Source organism: Streptomyces drozdowiczii (genome assembly GCF_026167665.1).
Taxonomy (GTDB): Bacteria; Actinomycetota; Actinomycetes; order Streptomycetales; family Streptomycetaceae; genus Streptomyces; species Streptomyces drozdowiczii_A.
In genome coordinates, this window is the sequence record NZ_CP098740.1 from 5,239,113 (window position 1) to 5,258,585 (window position 19,473).

Annotated in this window: 17 protein-coding genes and 1 pseudogene; 10 read left to right on the top strand and 8 right to left on the bottom strand. The window is 72.1% G+C overall.

Annotated elements, in window-relative coordinates; translation table 11 throughout:
- Positions 1-6 precede the first annotated feature (6 nt).
- Positions 7-585 (top strand): dienelactone hydrolase family protein, encoded by a 579-nt coding sequence (locus NEH16_RS23795; protein WP_073968453.1) that lies wholly within the window; start codon positions 7-9, stop codon positions 583-585.
- Positions 586-637: 52 nt separating this feature from the next.
- On the opposite strand, the gene NEH16_RS23800 is transcribed toward NEH16_RS23795, so the two are convergent.
- The 3 genes from NEH16_RS23800 to NEH16_RS23810 are packed head-to-tail and all read right to left on the bottom strand — an operon-like array spanning position 638 to position 3,642.
- Complete coding sequence (locus NEH16_RS23800; protein WP_265544838.1) at positions 638-1,489, bottom strand: thioredoxin domain-containing protein; 852 nt, start codon at positions 1,487-1,489, stop codon at positions 638-640.
- Positions 1,490-1,538: 49 nt separating this feature from the next.
- Positions 1,539-2,258 (bottom strand): hypothetical protein, encoded by a 720-nt coding sequence (locus tag NEH16_RS23805; RefSeq protein ID WP_265544840.1) that lies wholly within the window; start codon positions 2,256-2,258, stop codon positions 1,539-1,541.
- Between the two features lie 58 nt (positions 2,259-2,316).
- Positions 2,317-3,642: a DUF2252 domain-containing protein gene (locus NEH16_RS23810; protein WP_073968208.1), complete on the bottom strand. Its 1,326-nt coding sequence runs from the start codon at positions 3,640-3,642 to the stop codon at positions 2,317-2,319.
- 201 nt (positions 3,643-3,843) lie between these two features.
- Here NEH16_RS23810 and dnaE point away from each other — a divergent pair, with 201 nt between their 5' ends.
- Entirely contained in the window at positions 3,844-7,380 is a 3,537-nt protein-coding gene (gene dnaE / locus NEH16_RS23815) for a DNA polymerase III subunit alpha (protein WP_265544842.1), read from the top strand.
- An 81-nt stretch (positions 7,381-7,461) separates the two neighbouring features.
- Here dnaE and NEH16_RS23820 read toward each other — a convergent pair whose 3' ends face one another.
- Complete coding sequence (locus NEH16_RS23820) at positions 7,462-7,641, bottom strand: hypothetical protein (RefSeq protein WP_073968210.1); 180 nt, start codon at positions 7,639-7,641, stop codon at positions 7,462-7,464.
- Positions 7,642-7,863: 222 nt separating this feature from the next.
- Here NEH16_RS23820 and NEH16_RS23825 point away from each other — a divergent pair, with 222 nt between their 5' ends.
- The 4 genes and pseudogenes from NEH16_RS23825 to NEH16_RS23840 all read left to right on the top strand — a co-directional run bounded on the left by NEH16_RS23825 (position 7,864) and on the right by NEH16_RS23840 (position 11,829).
- The gene (locus NEH16_RS23825) at positions 7,864-9,186 is read left to right on the top strand and encodes an NYN domain-containing protein (RefSeq protein WP_265544843.1); all 1,323 of its coding nucleotides are present in this window, start codon (positions 7,864-7,866) and stop codon (positions 9,184-9,186) included.
- A gap of 154 nt (positions 9,187-9,340) precedes the next feature.
- Positions 9,341-10,315, top strand: coding sequence for an ABC transporter ATP-binding protein (locus tag NEH16_RS23830; protein ID WP_265547357.1), 975 nt, complete (start codon positions 9,341-9,343; stop codon positions 10,313-10,315).
- Complete coding sequence (locus tag NEH16_RS23835; protein WP_073968213.1) at positions 10,312-11,097, top strand: ABC transporter permease; 786 nt, start codon at positions 10,312-10,314, stop codon at positions 11,095-11,097. Before NEH16_RS23830 ends, NEH16_RS23835 begins: the two co-directional genes overlap by 4 nt.
- Positions 11,098-11,131: 34 nt before the next feature.
- Positions 11,132-11,829, top strand: a pseudogene (locus NEH16_RS23840) (ABC transporter permease).
- Positions 11,830-11,994: 165 nt separating this feature from the next.
- On the opposite strand, the gene ybaK reads toward NEH16_RS23840, so the two are convergent.
- The 4 genes from ybaK to NEH16_RS23860 all read right to left on the bottom strand — a co-directional run bounded on the left by ybaK (position 11,995) and on the right by NEH16_RS23860 (position 16,113).
- Entirely contained in the window at positions 11,995-12,495 is a 501-nt protein-coding gene (gene ybaK / locus NEH16_RS23845; protein ID WP_265544845.1) for a Cys-tRNA(Pro) deacylase, read from the bottom strand.
- A gap of 4 nt (positions 12,496-12,499) precedes the next feature.
- Positions 12,500-13,243: an LON peptidase substrate-binding domain-containing protein gene (locus tag NEH16_RS23850; RefSeq protein ID WP_073968216.1), complete on the bottom strand. Its 744-nt coding sequence runs from the start codon at positions 13,241-13,243 to the stop codon at positions 12,500-12,502.
- Positions 13,244-13,248: 5 nt separating this feature from the next.
- Positions 13,249-14,277, bottom strand: coding sequence for a hypothetical protein (locus NEH16_RS23855; protein WP_374215605.1), 1,029 nt, complete (start codon positions 14,275-14,277; stop codon positions 13,249-13,251).
- A gap of 234 nt (positions 14,278-14,511) precedes the next feature.
- Complete coding sequence (locus tag NEH16_RS23860) at positions 14,512-16,113, bottom strand: oxidoreductase (RefSeq protein ID WP_265544847.1); 1,602 nt, start codon at positions 16,111-16,113, stop codon at positions 14,512-14,514.
- A gap of 146 nt (positions 16,114-16,259) precedes the next feature.
- On the opposite strand from NEH16_RS23860, the gene hisD reads away from it, so the two are divergent.
- Genes hisD through NEH16_RS23880 form a run of 4 tightly spaced genes read left to right on the top strand, consistent with a single transcriptional unit; the run spans position 16,260 to position 19,472 of the window.
- The gene (gene hisD / locus NEH16_RS23865) at positions 16,260-17,582 is read left to right on the top strand and encodes a histidinol dehydrogenase (protein ID WP_265544848.1); all 1,323 of its coding nucleotides are present in this window, start codon (positions 16,260-16,262) and stop codon (positions 17,580-17,582) included.
- Positions 17,579-18,715 (top strand): histidinol-phosphate transaminase, encoded by a 1,137-nt coding sequence (locus NEH16_RS23870; RefSeq protein WP_265544850.1) that lies wholly within the window; start codon positions 17,579-17,581, stop codon positions 18,713-18,715. Before hisD ends, NEH16_RS23870 begins: the two co-directional genes overlap by 4 nt.
- A complete protein-coding gene (gene hisB / locus NEH16_RS23875; protein ID WP_073968221.1) occupies positions 18,712-19,308 on the top strand; it encodes an imidazoleglycerol-phosphate dehydratase HisB in 597 nt (198 codons plus the stop codon). The genes NEH16_RS23870 and hisB overlap by 4 nt, the downstream gene beginning before the upstream one ends.
- Positions 19,305-19,472 (top strand): hypothetical protein, encoded by a 168-nt coding sequence (locus NEH16_RS23880; RefSeq protein WP_018104487.1) that lies wholly within the window; start codon positions 19,305-19,307, stop codon positions 19,470-19,472. Before hisB ends, NEH16_RS23880 begins: the two co-directional genes overlap by 4 nt.
- Position 19,473: the final 1 nt, after the last annotated feature.

Sequence of the window (19,473 nt, forward strand, 5' to 3'; positions counted from 1 at the left end):
GGCACCATGGGCGTCATGAACATCATGCTTTTCCACTCGATGTACGGTCTGCGCCCCGCCGTGCACGCCGCAGCCGACCGGCTGCGCGCCGCCGGGCACGAGGTGCGCGTGCCCGATCTGTTCGAGGGGCACACCTTTGATTCGGTGGAGGAAGCGGAGGCGTTCCGCGAGGAGACCGGTAAGGAGGAGCTGCTCAAGCGGGCCGTGCTCGCCGCCGCGCCCTACTCCGACCAGGGCCTCGTCTACGCCGGTTTCTCGCTCGGCGCCTCGGTCGCCCAGACGCTGGCGCTCGGCGACGAGAAGGCGCGCGGGCTGCTGCTCCTGCACGGCACCTCGGACATCGCCGAGAACGCCTCGGTGGACGAGCTGCCCGTGCAGCTGCACGTCGCCGACCCCGACCCGTACGAGACGGCGGACTGGCTGAACTCCTGGTACCTGGACATGCAGCGGACCGGGGCGGACGTGGAGGTCTACCGCTACCCGGGCGCCGGCCACCTCTTCACCGACCCGGAGCTGCCCGACTTCGACCGGGAGGCGGCGGAGCTGGCCTGGAAGGTCGCGATCGGGTTCCTCGCCACGCTGTGACGCGCGAAGGGCTCCGCGCGGCGGGCGCGCGGAGCCCTTCGAAGGGTGCGGATCAGCCCTTCAGCGCGGCGGTCATCGCCGTGTTGAAGTCCTCGACCGTCATCGGCGCGTTCTTGCCGTCGCTGCCGGTGATCTTCTTGCCGTCCATGACGAGGGTCGGCGTGCCGGTCACGTCGTCCTTGTTCTCGTCGAAGCTCTTGGACATCTTCAGGGCCCAGGCGTCGTACGTGCCGTCCTCGACGGCCTTCTGGAACGCCTTGTTCCCCTTGAGCTCCTTCACCGAGTCGGCGACCTTGATCAGGTAGCTGTCGTCCTTGAACTTGTCGTCCGCCTCGTCCGGGTGGAACTCCGCCGAGTACAGCGCGCTCTTGTACTCCAGGAAGGCGTCCGTGCTCACGTTCAGGGCGGCGCCGAGCGCGCTCAGGGCGTTCTTGGAGCCCTCGCCGCGGGTGCCGACGGACGGGTTGTCGCCGCCGAGGCTGTCGCCGTCGATGAACGAGGCGCCTATGTACTGGATCTTGTACTTGCCGTCCGCGACGTCCTTGGTGACGGTCGAGCCGACGGTCTGCTCGAACGAGGCGCAGATCGGGCAGCGGGAGTCCTCGTACAGCTTCAGGGTCTTCTTCGCGCTGTCCTTGCCGATGACGACGGTGGTGCCGTCCTTGCCCGAGGTGTTCTTGGGCGCGACGACCGTCTTCTCGTCCTTGAGGGAGTCCCAGTGGGACGGCTTGTTCAGCTGCATCACCGCGTAGCTGATGCCCGCGACGACGGCGAGACCGGCGACGACCGAGACGCCGACGACGACCTGCCGGCGGGCCCTGTCCTTCTTCGCCTGGCGCTCGCGCTCCGCGCGCAGCCGCTCGCGGGCGGCGGACTTGTTGGCCTGGCTGTTGCGCTTGCTCATGGTGGTGTTCTCCGTGGAGTGGGGGTCGTACGGTGCGGGGCTCGCGTGCTCAGAGGGCACAGGCCCCGAGCGGCGGACCCCTCCGTCCCACGGAGTGCACGAGGAGGAGCGCGCGGCCCGGCAGCAGCGGCCCGGACGCGGCCGGGCGGGCCCCGGTCCGCCGCGAGCGGCCCGCCGTGCGCACCACGGCCACCGCGATCAGCAGCGGCCGGAACGCCAGCAGCGCGCCCGCCCGGAGCAGCCCGGCGAGCGCCAGCTCCCCGCGGTGCAGCCAGGCGGCGGCGAGCAGCCCGACCGTGACATGGGCGGCCAGCAGCAGCCAGGGGACCAGCGGGCCGGGGGAGGCGAGCAGCGCGGCGGCGCCCTGGCCGCCCGCGGTCACCGAGGCGAGCGGGGTGCCGACGTCGGCGAGCTGGGCGGTGCCGGGCCCGAGGTCGCCGCCGCCGCACAGGACGTCGACGCCCACCGAGCGCAGGGGGCCCGCTATCGGGCCGCCCGCCGCCCCGTAGCAGAGGTGCTGGCCGGTGGTGAAGAAGGTGTCGGCGGCCAGCTCCAGGGGGACCAGCAGCCCGGCGATGGCCCCGAAGCCGCGCTGGCGGCCGGCCAGGGCGTATGCCGCCGCGAAGACGGCCCCGGCCAGCACGGCGACGGGGACCAGGGGCAGCGCGACCTGCGAGAGCAGGACGTGGGACGCGGCGGAGAGCGTCACGACGAGCGCTGTGAAAAGCGCCGCGCGTGCCGCTCTGAGCTGCGTCCCGGATATGTCCATCGCCCAGGAGTGTCGCATGCGAACCTGTAAGCGACCCCTAAAGGTTCCGTTTCGCGCCCTACAGCCCCGGGATGCGGCCGTTGCGGAACAGGTCCACGAAGATCTGGTGGTCCGCGCGGGCCCGGGCGCCGTAGCTGTGGGCGAAGTCCACGAGGAGGTCCCCGAAGCCCTCCTCGTCGGCCGCGATGGCGGCGTCGATCGCCCGCTCCGTGGAGAACGGCACCAGGGAGTGGCCGCTCTCGTCGTCCGCCGCCGAGTGCATCGTGGCCGTGGCCCGGCCGAGGTCGGCGACGAGCGCCGCGATCTCGTCGGGCTCGTCGATGTCGGACCAGTCCAGGTCCACCGCGTACGGCGACACCTCGGCGACGAGCTGGCCGGCCCCGTCCAGCTCGGTCCAGCCGAGCCACGGGTCGGCGTGGGCCTGGAGGGCGCGCTGCGAGATGACCGTCCGGTGGCCCTCGTGCTGGAAGTAGCCGCGTACGGCCGGGTCCGTGATGTGCCGGGAGACGGCCGGGGTCTGGGCCTGCTTGAGGTAGATCACGACGTCGTTCTCCAGGGCGTCGCTGTTGCCCTCCAGGAGGATGTTGTACGAGGGCAGGCCCGCCGAGCCGATGCCGATGCCGCGCCGGCCCACGACGTCCTTGACCCGGTAGGAGTCGGGCCGGGTCAGGCTCGACTCCGGCAGCGTCTCCAGATAGCCGTCGAACGCGGCCAGCACCTTGTACCGCGTGGCCGCGTCCAGGTCGATCGCGCCGCCGCCCTCGGCGAACCGGCGCTCGAAGTCGCGGATCTCGGTCATCGAGTCGAGCAGCGAGAACCGGGTCAGCGAGCGGGCGACGCGCAGCGCGCCCAGGAGGGGGCCTTCGGCGGTGTCGAGCGTGAACGGCGGGACCTCGTCGTTCTTGGCGCCCGTCGCCAGGGCGCGGATGCGCTCGCGGTAGGCCGCCGCGTAGATCCGTACCAGCTCGGTGATCTGCTCGTCGCCCAGCGCCTTCGCGTACCCGAGGAGGGCGACCGAGGCGGCGAAGCGCTTGAGGTCCCAGGTGAAGGGGCCCACGTACGCCTCGTCGAAGTCGTTCACGTTGAAGACGAGGCGGCCGTTGGCGTCCATGTAGGTGCCGAAGTTCTCCGCGTGCAGGTCGCCGTGGATCCAGACCCGGCCGGTGCGCTCGTCCAGATACGGGCCGCCGTGCCGCTCGTGCTCCAGGTCGTTGTAGAACAGGCAGGCCGTGCCGCGGTAGAACGCGAAGGCCGAGCCCGCCATCTTGCGGAACTTGACCCGGAAGGCGGCCGGATCGGCGGCCAACAGCTCCCCGAAGGCGGCGTCGAAGACCTCGAGAATCTGCTCCCCGCGCCGCTCCGCGCCGGTCTGCGTGTCCGACATCTGTGACTGCCTCCTGGTACCTGACCTGGCTGATGACGTGCATGACAAAAGGGACGGGTGGTCCCGCCCTTCCAACGCGCGACCGTATCGCGGAGTGCCCGTCGCCGCGCTCCTCGGAGACGTAGACTTCCACGCTGTCCCCCCAGACATCCCGAGACGTCACCCGTCCCGTCATCCACATTTCCCCGGAGGCACAGCGCCGTGACCAAGCCGCCCTTCACGCACCTTCACGTCCACACCCAGTACTCGCTCCTGGACGGTGCCGCGCGGCTCAAGGACATGTTCACCGCGTGCAACGACATGGGCATGACCCATATCGCGATGACGGACCACGGCAACCTGCACGGGGCGTACGACTTCTTCCACTCGGCGCAGAAGGCGGGCGTGACGCCGATCATCGGCATCGAGGCGTACGTCGCGCCCGAGTCGCGCAAGCACAAGCGGAAGATCCAGTGGGGGCAGCCGCACCAGAAGCGCGACGACGTCTCCGGTTCGGGTGGTTACACCCACAAGACGATCTGGGCGGCCAACAGGACGGGGCTGCACAACCTCTTCAAGCTGTCCTCCGACGCCTACGCCGAGGGCTGGCTCCAGAAGTGGCCGCGTATGGACAAGGAGACCATCTCCCAGTGGTCCGAGGGCCTGATCGCGTCCACCGGCTGCCCCTCCGGCGAGGTCCAGACGCGGCTGCGGCTCGGCCAGTTCGACGAGGCGCTCAAGGCGGCCTCCGACTACAAGGACATCTTCGGCGAGGGGCGCTACTTCCTGGAGCTGATGGACCACGGCATCGAGATCGAGCGCCGGGTCCGCGACGGGCTCCTGGAGATCGGCAAGAAGCTCGGCATCCCGCCGCTCGTGACGAACGACTCGCACTACACGTACGCCTCCGAGGCGACCGCGCACGACGCCCTGCTCTGCATCCAGACCGGCAAGAACCTCTCCGACCCGGACCGCTTCCGCTTCGACGGCACCGGCTACTACCTGAAGACCACGGACGAGATGTACGGCGTCGACTCCTCCGACGCCTGGCAGGAGGGGTGCGCCAACACCCTCCTGGTCGCCCAGCAGATCGACACCACCGGGATGTTCGAGAAGCGCGACCTCATGCCGAAGTTCGAGATCCCCGAGGGCTACACGGAGATCACCTGGTTCCAGGAGGAGGTCCGGACGGGGATGAACCGCCGTTTCCCGAACGGCGTCCCGGAGGACCGGCAGAAGCAGGTCGAGTACGAGATGGACATCATCATCCAGATGGGGTTCCCGGGGTACTTCCTGGTCGTCGCCGACTTCATCATGTGGGCCAAGAACAACGGCATCGCGGTCGGCCCGGGACGAGGCTCCGCGGCCGGCTCGATCGTCTCGTACGCACTCGGCATCACCGACCTCGACCCGATCGAGCACGGGCTGATCTTCGAGCGGTTCCTCAACCCCGAGCGCGTCTCCATGCCCGACGTCGACATCGACTTCGACGAGCGCAGGCGCGTCGAGGTCATCCGGTACGTGACGGAGAAGTACGGCGCCGACAAGGTCGCCATGATCGGCACCTACGGCAAGATCAAGGCCAAGAACGCGATCAAGGACTCCGCCCGCGTCCTCGGCTACCCGTACGCCATGGGCGACCGGCTCACCAAGGCCATGCCCGCCGACGTCCTCGGCAAGGGCATCGACCTCAACGGCATCACCGACCCCAGCCACCCGCGCTACAGCGAGGCGGGCGAGATCCGGGGGATGTACGAGAACGAGCCGGACGTCAAGAAGGTCATCGACACCGCCAAGGGCGTCGAGGGCCTGGTCCGGCAGATGGGCGTGCACGCCGCCGGCGTCATCATGTCCAGCGAGCCGATCGTGGACCACGCCCCGGTCTGGGTGCGGCACACCGACGGCGTCACCATCACGCAGTGGGACTACCCGCAGTGCGAATCGCTCGGCCTCCTCAAGATGGACTTCCTGGGGCTGCGCAACCTGACGATCATGGACGACGCCATCAAGATGGTGAAGTCCAACAAGGGCATCGACCTGGAGATGCTCGCCCTCCCGCTCGACGACCCCAAGACCTACGAGCTGCTGTGCCGCGGTGACACGCTCGGCGTGTTCCAGTTCGACGGCGGGCCGATGCGTTCGCTGCTGCGCCAGATGCAGCCCGACAACTTCGAGGACATTTCCGCCGTCTCGGCCCTCTACCGGCCGGGCCCGATGGGCATGAACTCGCACACGAACTACGCCGAGCGCAAGAACGGCCGCCAGGAGATCACCCCGATCCACCCCGAGCTGGAGGAGCCGCTCAAGGAGGTCCTGGGCCTCACCTACGGCCTGATCGTGTACCAGGAGCAGGTGCAGAAGGCCGCCCAGATCGTCGCCGGGTACTCGCTCGGCGAGGCCGACATCCTGCGCCGCGTGATGGGCAAGAAGAAGCCCGAGGAGCTGGCGAAGAACTTCGTCCTCTTCGAGGCCGGCGCCAAGAAGAAGGGGTTCTCGGACGCGGCGATCAAGGCGCTCTGGGACGTCCTGGTCCCCTTCGCCGGGTACGCGTTCAACAAGGCGCACTCCTCCGCGTACGGGCTCGTCACCTACTGGACCGCGTACCTCAAGGCGAACTACCCCGCCGAGTACATGGCCGCCCTGCTGACCTCGGTCAAGGACGACAAGGACAAGTCCGCGGTCTACCTCAACGAGTGCCGGCGCATGGGCATCAAGGTGCTCCCGCCGAACGTCAACGAGTCGGAGTCCAACTTCGCCGCCCAGGGTGACGACGTGATCCTCTTCGGGCTCACGGCCGTCCGCAACGTCGGCCAGAACGTCGTGGACTCGATCATCCGGTGCCGCAAGGCCAAGGGGAAGTACAGCACCTTCCCCGACTTCCTGGACAAGGTCGAGGCCGTCGTCTGCAACAAGCGGACCGTGGAATCCCTCATCAAGGCCGGCGCCTTCGACGAGATGGGCCACACCCGCAAGGGGCTCGTCGCCCACCACGAGCCCATGATCGACAACGTGGTGCAGGTCAAGCGCAAGGAGGCCGAGGGGCAGTTCGACCTCTTCGGCGGCGGCGAGGAGGACAGCGACGAGCCGGGCTTCGGGCTCGACGTGGAGTTCTCCGACGTCGAGTGGGAGAAGTCCTATCTGCTGGCCCAGGAGCGCGAGATGCTCGGGCTGTACGTCTCCGACCACCCGCTGTTCGGCCTGGAGCACGTCCTGTCCGACAAGTCGGACGCGGCGATCTCGCAGCTCACCGGCGGTGAGCACGCCGACGGCGCGATCGTCACGGTGGGCGGCATCATCTCCGGCCTCCAGCGCAAGATGACCAAGCAGGGCAACGCCTGGGCCATCGCCACCGTGGAGGACCTGGCGGGCTCCATCGAGTGCATGTTCTTCCCCGCGACCTATCAGCTGGTCTCCACCCAGCTCGTCGAGGACACCGTCGTCTTCGTCAAGGGGCGCCTCGACAAGCGCGAGGACGTGCCGCGCCTGGTCGCGATGGAGATGCAGGTCCCCGACCTCTCCTCGGCCGGCACCAACGCACCGGTCGTCCTGACCATCCCCACGGTCCGGGTCACCCCGCCGATGGTCAGCCGGCTCGGCGAGGTGCTGAACAGCCACCGGGGCGACACCGAGGTACGCATCCGGCTCCAGGGCCCCCGCAAGACCACGGTGCTCCGGCTCGACCGGCACCGGGTGAAGCCGGACCCGGCGCTCTTCGGCGACCTGAAGGTGCTGCTCGGCCCGTCCTGCCTGGCGGGCTGAACTCCCCTACGCGTACGAGAGGGGCGGCTCCGCTTGCGCGGGGTCGCCCCTCTCGGTGTGCCTGCCTTACCGGGAGTCCGGTCAGTTGTGGCCGAAGCGCCGCTGATGCTTGCGCGCAACATCGGCAGGGCTGCCCTGAGCCTGCGACTCCATCGGGCTCCGCGCCTCGGTGGCCGTCGCGCGTGCCTCCTGAGCACCGCGCTCCGCCTGCGAAGCGCGGTCCTGCTGGCTGCCCTGCTTGCGGTTCTTGTTCTTGGCCATGGTGTTCCTCCTATAAGGACTCTCGGGGCCAGGACCACCGTCAGATTCACATAATCGGATAAACATCGCATGTCGGATCATTACCGTGCGTAGTGACGGGGTATGATGCGCGCTTTTCGTGATCCGCCACGCCGATGATCGAGTTCCGGCCGTTAACCCCGGTGCGGTCGGGCAGACTCGAAGGAACCCTGAGAAAACCCGATCCCGAATGCCTGGAAGAGGGTGGAACGCGTGGACCGTTGCGTCGTCCTGGTGGACGCCGGCTATCTGCTGGGCGCAGCCGCGAGTCTGCTGGCAGGAGAGCCCGCCCGGTCCCGCATCACCGTCGACCACGCGGCCCTCATCCAGCAGCTGCGCGAACGCGCCGAGGCCGACACCGCACAGCCGCTGCTGCGGATCTACTGGTTCGACGGCGCCCCCGACCGCGTCCCGCAGCCCGAGCACCGCAGGCTGCGCGTGATGCCCCGGGTCACCGTTCGGCTGGGCGCCCTCACCCGCAGTGACGGACGCTGGGCGCAGAAGGGCGTCGACGCCGCGATGCACGCCGAGCTGACCGAGCTCGCCCGCAACCGCGCCTGCTCCGACGTGGTCCTGGTGACCGGCGACGGCGACCTGCTCCCCGGCCTGATGTCCGCCAAGGAGCACGGCGTCGCCGTCCACCTCTGGGCCGTCCAGGCCGCCGACGGCGACTACAACCAGTCCGAGGACCTGGTCGCCGAGGCCGACGAGCGCCGCGTCCTCGACCGGGCCTGGATCACCCAGGCCGTCCGCGCCAAGGAGACCGGCGGCCCCTGCGCCCCGCCGCCCGCCCCGCGCCCCGAGATCGCCGCGATCCTCTCCGCCCCGCTGCCGGAGTCGGCCATCGCCGCCTCCGCCGAGCGGGCGTCCAGGGCTGCCGCGCAGGCCGACGCGGCCCGCGACGACGAGGAGGCGGCCCCCCGGCCCGGTGACGCCCCCGCCCCGCCCGCGCACGGGCACGGGCACGGGCACGGCGCCAGGGGAGTGCCCACCCCGAAGGACCTCGCCGGCACCCTGCGCGGGCCCGCCGGACCGGCCGAGCGGCAGCCCGCCCCGCAGCCCGCGGCGACCCTGCGCTGGTCCTCGGACCGGGGCTGGGTGGAGCGCGGCGGCCCGCTGGGCGAACCCCCGGAGACCGCGTCCCTGCCGACGCTCGCCCAGCTCACCAGCGCCGAACAGCGGTGGGCCGACCGCGAGGAGGACATCACCACGGTCGGCGGCGACCCCTTCGAGGTGGGCCAGGTCTTCGCCCGGCGCTGGATGGAACGGCTGCCGGAGACCGGCCACCTGCAGAAGCTCTCCGCGCTCTACCCGCGCATCCCGCACCGCATCGACGGCGAACTCCTGCGGTACGCGGCCCGCTTCGGCCTCCTCGCCCACAAGGACGACCAGATCGACGAGCACGACCGGTACGCGATCCGGGCGGGCTTCTGGCGCGAGATCGACGTACGGGCCGCCGCCGACCACGCCCCGGCGGCCGAGCGGGCCGCGGAGAAGGCCGGGAAATCCGGGCCCGGTGGAGACTGAGTCCACATCGGCCCGAGGGCCGCTCGACCCGGCCGCCGTCGGTGGCGTCGATGTCCGATCGGTGCGGCCCCGGGCGTAATGCCGGTCCCCGGACCCCGTACCCTCGTACCTCGTGAGTACGGGGACAGTACAGGCGCCGACGGCGAGCGGCACCGTGTGCGCGGTGCGCGATCTGGTGAAGACCTATCCCCCGGCCCGGGGCCGCCGCGGCACGCCCGCGACCCCCGAAGTACGCGCCACCGACGGCATCAGCCTCGACGTCCGGCGCGGTGAGATCTTCGGACTGCTCGGGCCCAACGGAGCCGGCAAGTCCACCCTCGTACGCCAGCTCACCGGGCTGATGCGGCCCGACTCCGGCAGCGTCGACGTCCTCGGCCACGACCTCGTGCGCCACCCCGAGCGGGCCTCCCGGCTGATCGGCTACCTCGGGCAGGAGTCCACCGCCCTGGACGAGCTGACCGTCGCCCTCGCCGCCGAGACCACCGGGCGGCTGCGCGGGCTCCCCGTGCGCGAGGCACGGGCCGAGCGCGACGCCGTCCTGGACGAGCTGGGCCTCACCGACCTCGCGGCCCGGCCGCTGAAGAAGCTCTCCGGCGGCCAGCGGCGCCTCGCCTGCTTCGCCGCCGCGCTCGTCGGGGAGCGCCCCGTGCTCGTCCTGGACGAGCCCACAACGGGCATGGACCCGGTGGCCCGGCGCGCCGTCTGGGCCGCCGTCGACCGCCGGCGCGCCGAGCGCGGCGCCACGGTCCTGCTCGTCACGCACAACGTCATCGAGGCGGAGACCGTCCTCGACCGGGTGGCCGTCATCGAGCGCGGCAAGGTCATCGCCTGCGACACCCCCGCCGGGCTCAAGGAGCGCGTCGCCGGGGAGGTGCGGGTCGAGCTGATGTGGCGGGAGCGCGCCCCGCTGGACATCCCCGAGGTCGCGGCCCTGCGCGCGTGCGCCCAGGAGTCCGGGCGGCGCTGGGCGCTGCGGCTCGCGCCCGACGAGGCGCGGGCGGCGGTGGCCGCGGTGACCGGGGGCGCGGCCTTCGCGCAGCTCGACGACTTCAGCCTGGCGACGCCGAGCCTGGAGGACGTCTACCTCGCGCTCGGCGGCGGCGCGACCAAGGGACTGGTGAAGGCATGAGCGGAATCGGTGCGGTGGCCGGGGCGGCCGCGACGCTCGCCCCCCGGGCCCGGCTGTTCCCCTCTCTCGCGGCCGTCTACCGCGCCCAGCTCTCCCGGGCCCGGGTGGCCCGCATCCCGCTGCTGTTCGTGGCGACCTTCCAGTCCGTCGGGATCATGATCCTCATGCGCGGGGTGGTGGACGGCGGCTCCGAGGCGCGGGCCGTCGTCGCCGGGTCCAGCGTCCTGGTCGTCGCCTTCGTCGCGCTGAACCTGCTGGCCCAGTACTTCGGGCAGCTCCGGGCGGGCGGCGGGCTCGACCACTACGCCACCCTGCCCGTGCCGCCCGCCGCCGTCGTGCTCGGCGCGGCGGGGGCGTACGCCTCCTTCACCGTCCCCGGCACCGTCGTCACCGCGGTGACCGGCAGCGTGCTGTTCGGGCTGCCGATGGCGCATCTGTGGGTGCTCGTGGCCGTCGTGCCGCTGTCCGGGGCGGCGCTCTCGGGCCTCGGCGCCGCGCTGGGGCTGCTCGCGCCGCGCCAGGAGCTGGCCACGCTGCTCGGGCAGCTCGGCATGTCCGCCGCGCTCCTGCTGGGCGTCCTGCCGGCCGACCGGCTGCCGGAGCCGGTGGACTGGGCGCGCGATCTGCTGCCGTCGACGTACGGGGTGGAGGCGCTGGCCCGGTCCTTCGGCGCCCACCCCGACTGGGCGGTCGTCGCGCTCGACCTCGCGGTCTGCGCCGTCGTCGGTGTCGTCTCGCTCGCCGTCGCCACCTGGGCGTACCGCAGGGCGGCGGTCCGGTGAGGCGCGGCTCGCGGGCGCCTGGCACGATGGCACGGTGACCGCACCTCTGACGCCGCCGAACCGGCCCTCGCCCGACGACCACCACGACTGGCAGAAGCCGGGCGGTCCCGCCGCTGTGTACGGCTCCCACCCGGCGCCCTCGCCGGTGGTGGACCGGGAGGAGCTGCGCGCCGATCTGCGGCGGGCGGGTGTCGTCGCGGCCGTGGTGACCGTCGCGGGCGTCCTGATGGGGCTGCTGTGGCTGTGGCTGGCGCCCCGGGTGCCGCTGATCTCCGACAACACCGCGGTGTTCCTCAACGACAGCGAGGGCGAGGAGGCGATCGGGGCCGACGGCACGTTCGCCCTGCTCGGGCTGGCGTTCGGGGCGGTCTCGGCGGGTCTCGTCTTCTGGTTCCACCGGCGCGGCGGGATCTGGCTGACGGTGGGGCTCGCGGTGGGCAGCGTGCTCGGGTCGCTGCTGGCGTGGCAGCTCGGGACGCGGCTCGGGCCGACGTCGGATGTGGTCGCGCATGCGCGGGAGGTCGGCAAGGGGGTTGTGTTCGACGCGCCGTTGGAGATGCACGCGCATGGAGTGCTGTTGGCTTGGGGGCTGGCGGCGATGGTGGTGCATCTGGCGTTGACGGCGGCTTGGGGGCCGCGGGATTTTGAGGGGGAGTGGGGGTCCTACGGGGGTGGGGGCCCGGCGCACCAGGGGCGCCTTCGGCGCCGTCGTCCGGGCCCGGCGGAGCGTAGGGCCGCTGCGCGGGGCTTTCCCCTACCCGCCCCTTCCCGAAACCGGGGCTCCGCCCCGGACCCCGCGCCTCAAACGCCGGCGGGGCTTGATTTCCGCGGCGGGGGTGGGTTTCGGGGCTCCGCCCGGGCCCCGCGCCTCAAGCGCCGGCGGGGCTGGGTTGTACCTCAACCTCGGCCGATGTCCGCGAATACCGCGTCCGTCAGGGCCGCCAGGTCCTCCGGGGACAGTTCCACCTCCAGGCCCCGGCGGCCCGCCGAGACGCAGATCGTGGGGTGGGTGCGGGCCGACGCGTCCAGGACCGTGGGGAGGCGTTTGCGTTGGCCCAGGGGGGAGATGCCGCCCCGGACGTAGCCCGTGGTGCGTTCCGCCGCGGCCGGGTCCGCCATCGTGGCGCGTTTGCCGCCCGCCGCCGCGGCCAGGGCCTTCAGGTCCAGGCTCCCGGCGACCGGGACGACCGCCACCGTCAGGCGGCCGTCCACGTCGGCCACCAGGGTCTTGAAGACGCGGTCGGGGGAGACGCCCAGGGCCTGGGCCGCCTCCTCGCCGTACGAGGGCGACGCCGGGTCGTGCTCGTACGCGTGGACCGTGAACGCCGTGCCCGCCGCCGTCAGGGCGACCGTGGCGGGGGTGCCGCCGGACGGGGACTTCTTCTGCTTCTTGGCCATGGCCTCAGTTGGGGTGCGTCGGGGCGACGGTCAGGTCCACCGCCGGGAGGGACGGCAGGTGCCGGATGACCGCCGTCTCCGCGCGGAGGATGCGCAGCTCCTCGCGGAGGCGGGTCGCGGTGTCCGGGGCCTGGAGGAGCCGCTGCTTGGCGGGGACGTCCAGGACCACCGTCGAGGCGACCAGGTAGGAGACGACCGACGGGTCGTCCGGCAGGTCCGCCCCCGTGGTGAGGGAGCGCTCGCTCGCGCCCGCCAGGCGCTTCTGGTAGCCGCGGAAGGCCCGCAGGACGCCCTCGGCGAGCGGGTCCGCCTCGTCGCCCGGGTCCTCCTCCAGCTCCTCCAGCTCGGCCGTGAGGAAGGGGCCGGTGGCGTCCACGGACAGGAGCCGGACCCGGGTGGTGCCGGTGGCCAGGACCTCGTAGCTGCCGTCCGCGCGCTCCCGGATGGTCGCGGCGTCGGCGACGCAGCCCACCCGGTGCAGCGACTGGAGCGGATCGGGTCCGAAGCCGTCGGCCGGGCCGCGTTCGACGGGCTTGCGGACCGCCTCCGGCATGCCGAGACCCGTCACGGCGGTCTCCCGGCCGTCCCGGATGGCGACCACGGCGAACCGGCGCGGTTCGTCCTCGTCGATGGTGAGGAGCTCACGCATCATGGCGCGATATCGCTCCTCGAAGACGTTGAGGGGCAGCACGAGGCCCGGGAACAGCACCGCGTTCAGCGGAAACAGAGGCAGGCGAGCGGTGGTCACAGCGGTCAAGCGTAATGGCCGCGCGCCCGCCCTCGTCCGGAGCCTTGCTTCAGCGGGGTCGCGGAGGCCACCCGGAGCCGTGCGCTGTCCCGCGCGTCCAGGAACCGGCCCAGCGGATCGCCGGACACCGAAGCCCACGGGAACGAGGACGCGTGCGGGCCGATCCGGCCGAACTGCTCCAGCGCCTCCGCCCACCGGCCCCGTACCACCAGGACGTACGCGAGCAGATTGCGGACCTCGGCCGGCCACGGGTCGCCCGGGGCGAAGGAGGCCGACAGCGAGATGGCCAGATCCGCCGCCGCGTCGATCCGCTCCTGCTGCACCGAGGTCGACCGGGCGTCCCAGGGACCCTCCGTCAGCATCGCGAACGCCGCGCGCAGCGGCAGCGCCTGCACCAGGGAGCTGGGCACCGAGTCCTCGGCGGCCCGCTCGGCGAAGTCGAAGCACTCGCGGTGCGAGCCGTACCAGGCGGCCGACAGGTACTGGAGGGCGGCCACATGGCAGCCGTAGTGGTGCGTGGAGCGCTGGAGGGCTTCCCCCCACAGCGCCTCGAACGTGGTGTGCGTGGCCTGCGTGCCCCGGGCGTGGTCCAGGGCGAGGCGCCAGGGCACCGGGTCGCGCGGATCACCGGCCGCGGCCGCCGTGATCAGCGGCCCCAGCTCGCGCAGCTGCTCCGCGCGCGCCGGGGACTCCCAGGCGCGGTCGACCGCGAGCTGGGCCTTGACGAGCAGCGCGTCCGGATCGTGCGGCGCGGCGGCCAGCCAGTCCGCGAGCCAGCCGTCCCGGTTGCGGGCGAACGCGACGAGCCGTCTCAGATAGCGGTCCCGGCTCTCCCACTCGGCCGCGTCCCGGGTGGTCGCCAGGAGCTTCGCGGCCGGTTCGTACTCCCCGGCCGCGGCGGCCACCAGCGCCGGGGACAGCCGTTCGTCGGGGGCGTCGAGCAGCACCGCGTGGTCCGCGGGCAGCCCGGTGGAGAGCACCGGGGTGTGCCGGATCACGCGCGCGGTTCGGAGCAGAGCGCGGAGGAAAGGCATGGTGCAGACCATTCAAAAGCGCAGGTGGAGGCGGGCGCCAGGGGGTGCGCTGTGAAGCATTTGTGCCGAGCGGATGGGTTGCCCGGTGGCCGGTCAAGGTGCGGTAAAGGAATCCGGGGTTTCTGGCTGGTTCTCGTGGGTGGTGGGCAGAAGGTCCGTGGTCTGCCCGGCGGCGACAGGGGCCCGCGCGGCCCGCCGCCCCGGGGCGGGAGGCCCGCGTCCGGCGCCCGGCAGTCAGCCCCGGCGCAGCAGCCGGGAGGCGCCCGCCGCGACCGTGGTGGCCAGTATCCACCCCACCAGGACCAGCCCGGCCGCCATCCACTGCCAGCCGCCCTCCAGCCGCCAGTAGCCCTGCTGGCCGAGATCGATCACCGGGACCAGCAGATCCAGCGCGTACAGCGCCGCGTTCCACTGCGGATGCTCCGCGCCCTTGATCGAGGCCGGGTCGTACCGCGAGAACGCCAGCGTGCCCGCCGCCCACAGCACCGCCATCCACACCGCGGCCCGGCCCGGCCGGTACCCGTACGCCACCGTCCAGTCCTGGAGGTAGCCCCACAGCTTCCCGGCCGGCGGCAGGGTCTCGCGGCGGCGGCGCTGCTTGGCGAGCAGCACCTCCCGCGCGTCCGCGTCCTCGCCGCAGCTGCGGAGCACCGCCGCCAGCCGCTCGTACGGCTCCGGCACGTACTCCGGGGTCGCCGCAGCCACCCACTCCAGGCGCCGGGAGAGCGGGAAGTGCCCGTACGGGACGAGGTTCTCGTACACGAAGCCGCCCATCGCGAGCCCGCCCGGGCCCGGCCAGCTCGTGGAGACGTCGATCAGCGTGACGACCTTCGCGCCGTTGAGCACCACCCGGCCGCGCACCGGCCGCTCCGGGTTGAACCGCAGCTCCGGGGTGACCGTCCGGCGCAGCGACAGCTCCTCGTGCGTGTCCAGCACGAATACCGCCTTGTGCAGGTCCACCGCGTCACCGAACCTGCCGTCGTCCAGCCGCACCCCGCCCCGGCAGCGGAACACCTGCGAGCGGGTGCCGTGCGCCGGGGTCGGCGAGGTGGCGATGCCGTACGGGGGAGTGGTGCCCTGGTTCCCCGTGTCGATGCTGACCCACGCCTCGCTCATGTACAGCGTGCGCTCGACGCTGAGCTGCGGGGCGTTCAGCGCGCGGCGGCCCCGGGCCGCGCGCAGCCGGCTGCCGCGCAGGCTCAGCGAACCGCCCACCTTCGCCCCGCGCAGACTCAGCTCGCCCAGCATGTCGGCCATCTCGGCCTGGAGGTCCTGGGCGACCGCGAGCCCGTCCCCGAGCAGCGCCCGCCCCTGCCGGTCCGGGCCGACCTCGATCTGGTTGACCAGCAGATCCGTGCCGATCTGGGCGTCCGTGAGCCGGATGCCGCGCTCCACCCGGCAGCGCGGCAGATGCAGATCGCCCTCGGTGCGCAGCCGGGCCGCCTCGAAGCGGGGCACCGCGCACCCCACCAGGCGCAGGGTCGTGAAGTGGCACTCCGGGAACGCCACCTCCTCGTCGAACCGGCAGCCGGTCAGCTCCACGTACGGATCGACACGCCCGCCCGCCAGGTCCAGCTTCCCCGTGATCCGTACGCCCCAGAGCTTCAGCGCCGTCACCCGGCCCGGCCGGGCCGCCGGTCCGCTCAGCAGCAGCCGGGCGACGACCCGGGCCGCCACACTGCGCTCGGGGCCCCACTCGTGCGGGGCGAACGGATCGTCGAGGGCCCGGTCGCGGGCCCGGAGGTCGTAGGTCGTGCCGTTCCGGAAGGACTGCCACATGCCCAGCTCCGCCGCGCTGAGGCCGTCCGGGAGATCATCGTCGTGCCGCTCCGTCACCGGTGCCCCTTTCGTTCGGAGGCGTGATCCCGTTATTCCCTCTGAGTGACGGAATGAACGCACATAGTCAGCCGTCACAGCACCGGCATGTATCAGCCAGTGATACGGCCGTCCGGCCGCGCGCGGCGGTCTGCGAGAATTGCGGTGTGATCTCTCGAATCGATCTGCGCGGCGATGCCCTCCCCGAGGGCGGCGCCCTGCGCGACCTGCTGCCCCGTGCCGAGTTCGACGTGGAAGCCGCCCTGGAGACGGTGCGGCCCATCTGCGAGGACGTACGCCATCGTGGCTCGGCGGCAGTGATCGACTGGGGGGAGAAGTTCGACGGCGTCCGGCTGGAATCGGTCCGGGTGCCCGCCGCCGCCCTCGCCCGGGCGCTGGACGAGCTCGACCCGGCCGTCCGCGCCGCCCTCGACGAGTCCATCCGCCGCGCCCGCCTCGTCCACCGCGCCCAGCGCCGCACCACGCACACCACCCAGGTCGTCCCCGGCGGCACGGTCACCGAGAAGTGGGTGCCCGTCGACCGCGTCGGGCTCTACGTGCCGGGCGGCCGCGCGGTCTACCCGTCCTCCGTCGTGATGAACGTCGTCCCGGCCCAGGAGGCGGGCGTCCCCGGCCTCGCCGTCGCCTCGCCGCCCCAGCGCGAGTTCGGCGGACTGCCGCACCCGACGATCCTGGCCGCCTGCGCCCTCCTCGGCGTGGACGAGGTCTACGCCGCCGGCGGCGCCCAGGCCGTCGCGATGTTCGCGTACGGCACCGACGACTGCCTGCCCGTCGACCTGGTCACCGGCCCCGGCAACATCTACGTCGCCGCGGCCAAGCGCCTCCTCAAGGGCCGCATCGGCATCGACGCCGAGGCCGGACCCACCGAGATCGCCATCCTGGCCGACGCCACCGCCGACCCGGTGCACGTCGCCGCCGACCTGATCAGCCAGGCCGAGCACGACCCGATGGCCGCCGCCGTCCTCGTCACCGACTCCGAGGAGCTGGCCGCCGCCACCGAGGCCGAGCTGGTCACCCAGGTCGCCGCGACCAAGCACGTCGAGGAGCGCATCGAGCCCGCCCTGGCCGGCCGGCAGTCCGCGATCGTCCTCGTCAACGACCTGGAGGACGGCCTCACCGTCGTCAACGCGTACGCCGCCGAGCACCTGGAGATCCAGACCGCCGACGCCGCCGCGCTCGCCGACCGCGTCCGCAACGCCGGAGCGGTCTTCGTCGGCCCCTGGTCGCCCGTCTCGCTCGGCGACTACTGCGCCGGCTCCAACCACGTCCTGCCCACCGGCGGCTGCGCCTGCCACTCCTCGGGCCTGTCCGTGCAGTCCTTCCTGCGCGGCATCCACATCGTCGACTACACGCGCGACGCGCTCGCCGAGGTCACCCACCACGTAGTGGCCCTCGCCGAGGCGGAGGACCTCCCCGCCCACGGCGCCGCGCTCAAGGCCAGGTTCGGGTGGAAGGTTCCCCAGCAGTGACGAAGAACAACGCGGGCGGTCCCACGGCCAACCCCTGGGACGCCCTGCCCATCCGCGACGAACTGCGCGGCCAGTCCCCGTACGGCGCGCCCCAGCTCGACGTCCCCGTACGGCTCAACACCAACGAGAACCCCTACCCGCTGCCCGACGCCCTGGTCGACCGCATCGCCGAACGGGTCCGCGAGGCCGCCCGCGACCTCAACCGCTACCCCGACCGGGACGCCGTCGAGCTGCGCACCGAGCTGGCCCGCTACCTCACCCGCACCGCCGGGCACCGCGTCGAGGCCGCCAACGTCTGGGCCGCCAACGGCTCCAACGAGGTCCTTCAGCAGCTGCTCCAGACCTTCGGCGGGCCCGGCCGCACCGCGATCGGCTTCGAGCCCTCGTACTCGATGCACGCCCTCATCGCGCGCGGCACCGGCACCGGCTGGATCTCCGGCCCGCGCAACGAGGACTTCACCATCGACGTGGACGCCGCGTGCGCCGTCATCGCCGAGCGCCGCCCGGACGTCGTCTTCATCACCTCGCCCAACAACCCGACCGGCACCGCCGTGGACGCCGGCACCGTCGTCGCGCTGTACGAGGCCGCGCAGGCGGCGGGGCCCTCGATGGTCGTCGTGGACGAGGCGTACGGCGAATTCAGCCACCACCCCTCGCTGCTCCCGCTGATCGAGGGCCGCCCCCACCTGGTGCTCTCGCGCACCATGTCGAAGGCGTTCGGCGCCGCCGGGCTCCGCCTCGGCTACCTGGCCGCCGGCCCCGCCGTGGTCGACGCGGTGCAGCTGGTCCGGCTGCCGTACCACCTGTCCTCCGTCACCCAGGCCACCGCGCTCGCCGCCCTGGAGCACACCGATACGCTCCTCGGGTACGTCGCGCAGCTCAAGAGCGAGCGCGACCGGATCGTCACCGAACTGCGCGGCCTCGGCTTCGACGTCACCGAATCGGACGCCAACTTCGTCCAGTTCGGCCGCTTCGCCGACAGCCACGCCGCCTGGCGGCAGATCCTCGACCGGGGCGTCCTGGTCCGGGACAACGGCGTACCGGGATGGCTGCGGGTCTCCGCGGGGACCCCGGCAGAGAACGACGCGTTCCTCGATGCGGTGCGCGGACTGAAGAAGGAGCACGACGCATGAACCCCCGCACAGGCCGCGTGGAACGCACCACGAAGGAGACGTCCGTCCTGGTCGAGATCAACCTCGACGGGACCGGCAAGGTCGATGTCGCGACCGGGGTCGGCTTCTACGACCACATGCTCGACCAGCTCGGCCGGCACGGTCTCTTCGACCTCACCGTCAAGACCGACGGCGACCTGCACATCGACTCGCACCACACCATCGAGGACACCGCCCTCGCGCTCGGCGCCGCCTTCAAGCAGGCGCTCGGCGACAAGGTCGGCATCTACCGCTTCGGCAACTGCACCGTCCCGCTGGACGAATCGCTCGCCCAGGTCACCGTCGACCTCTCCGGCCGCCCCTACCTGGTGCACACCGAGCCCGAGAACATGGCGCCGATGATCGGCGCCTACGACACGACGATGACCCGGCACATCCTGGAGTCGTTCGTCGCCCAGGCGCAGATCGCCCTGCACGTCCACGTCCCGTACGGGCGCAACGCGCACCACATCGTGGAGTGCCAGTTCAAGGCGCTCGCCCGCGCCCTGCGCTACGCCAGCGAGCGCGACCCGCGCGCGGCCGGAATCCTTCCGTCCACGAAGGGCGCGCTGTGACCGGCCTCAACACCATCCTGATCCTGGTCGGCCTGTTCCTGGCCGGCGGGGTCTACTCCTTCTCCAAGCAGGGCATGCCCAAGGGCGTCATCGTCCTGCTCTCCATCGCATCGCTGATGTGTCTGGTGGCGGGCGTCCTGCGCATTCAAGGTCTCTGGGACTAGG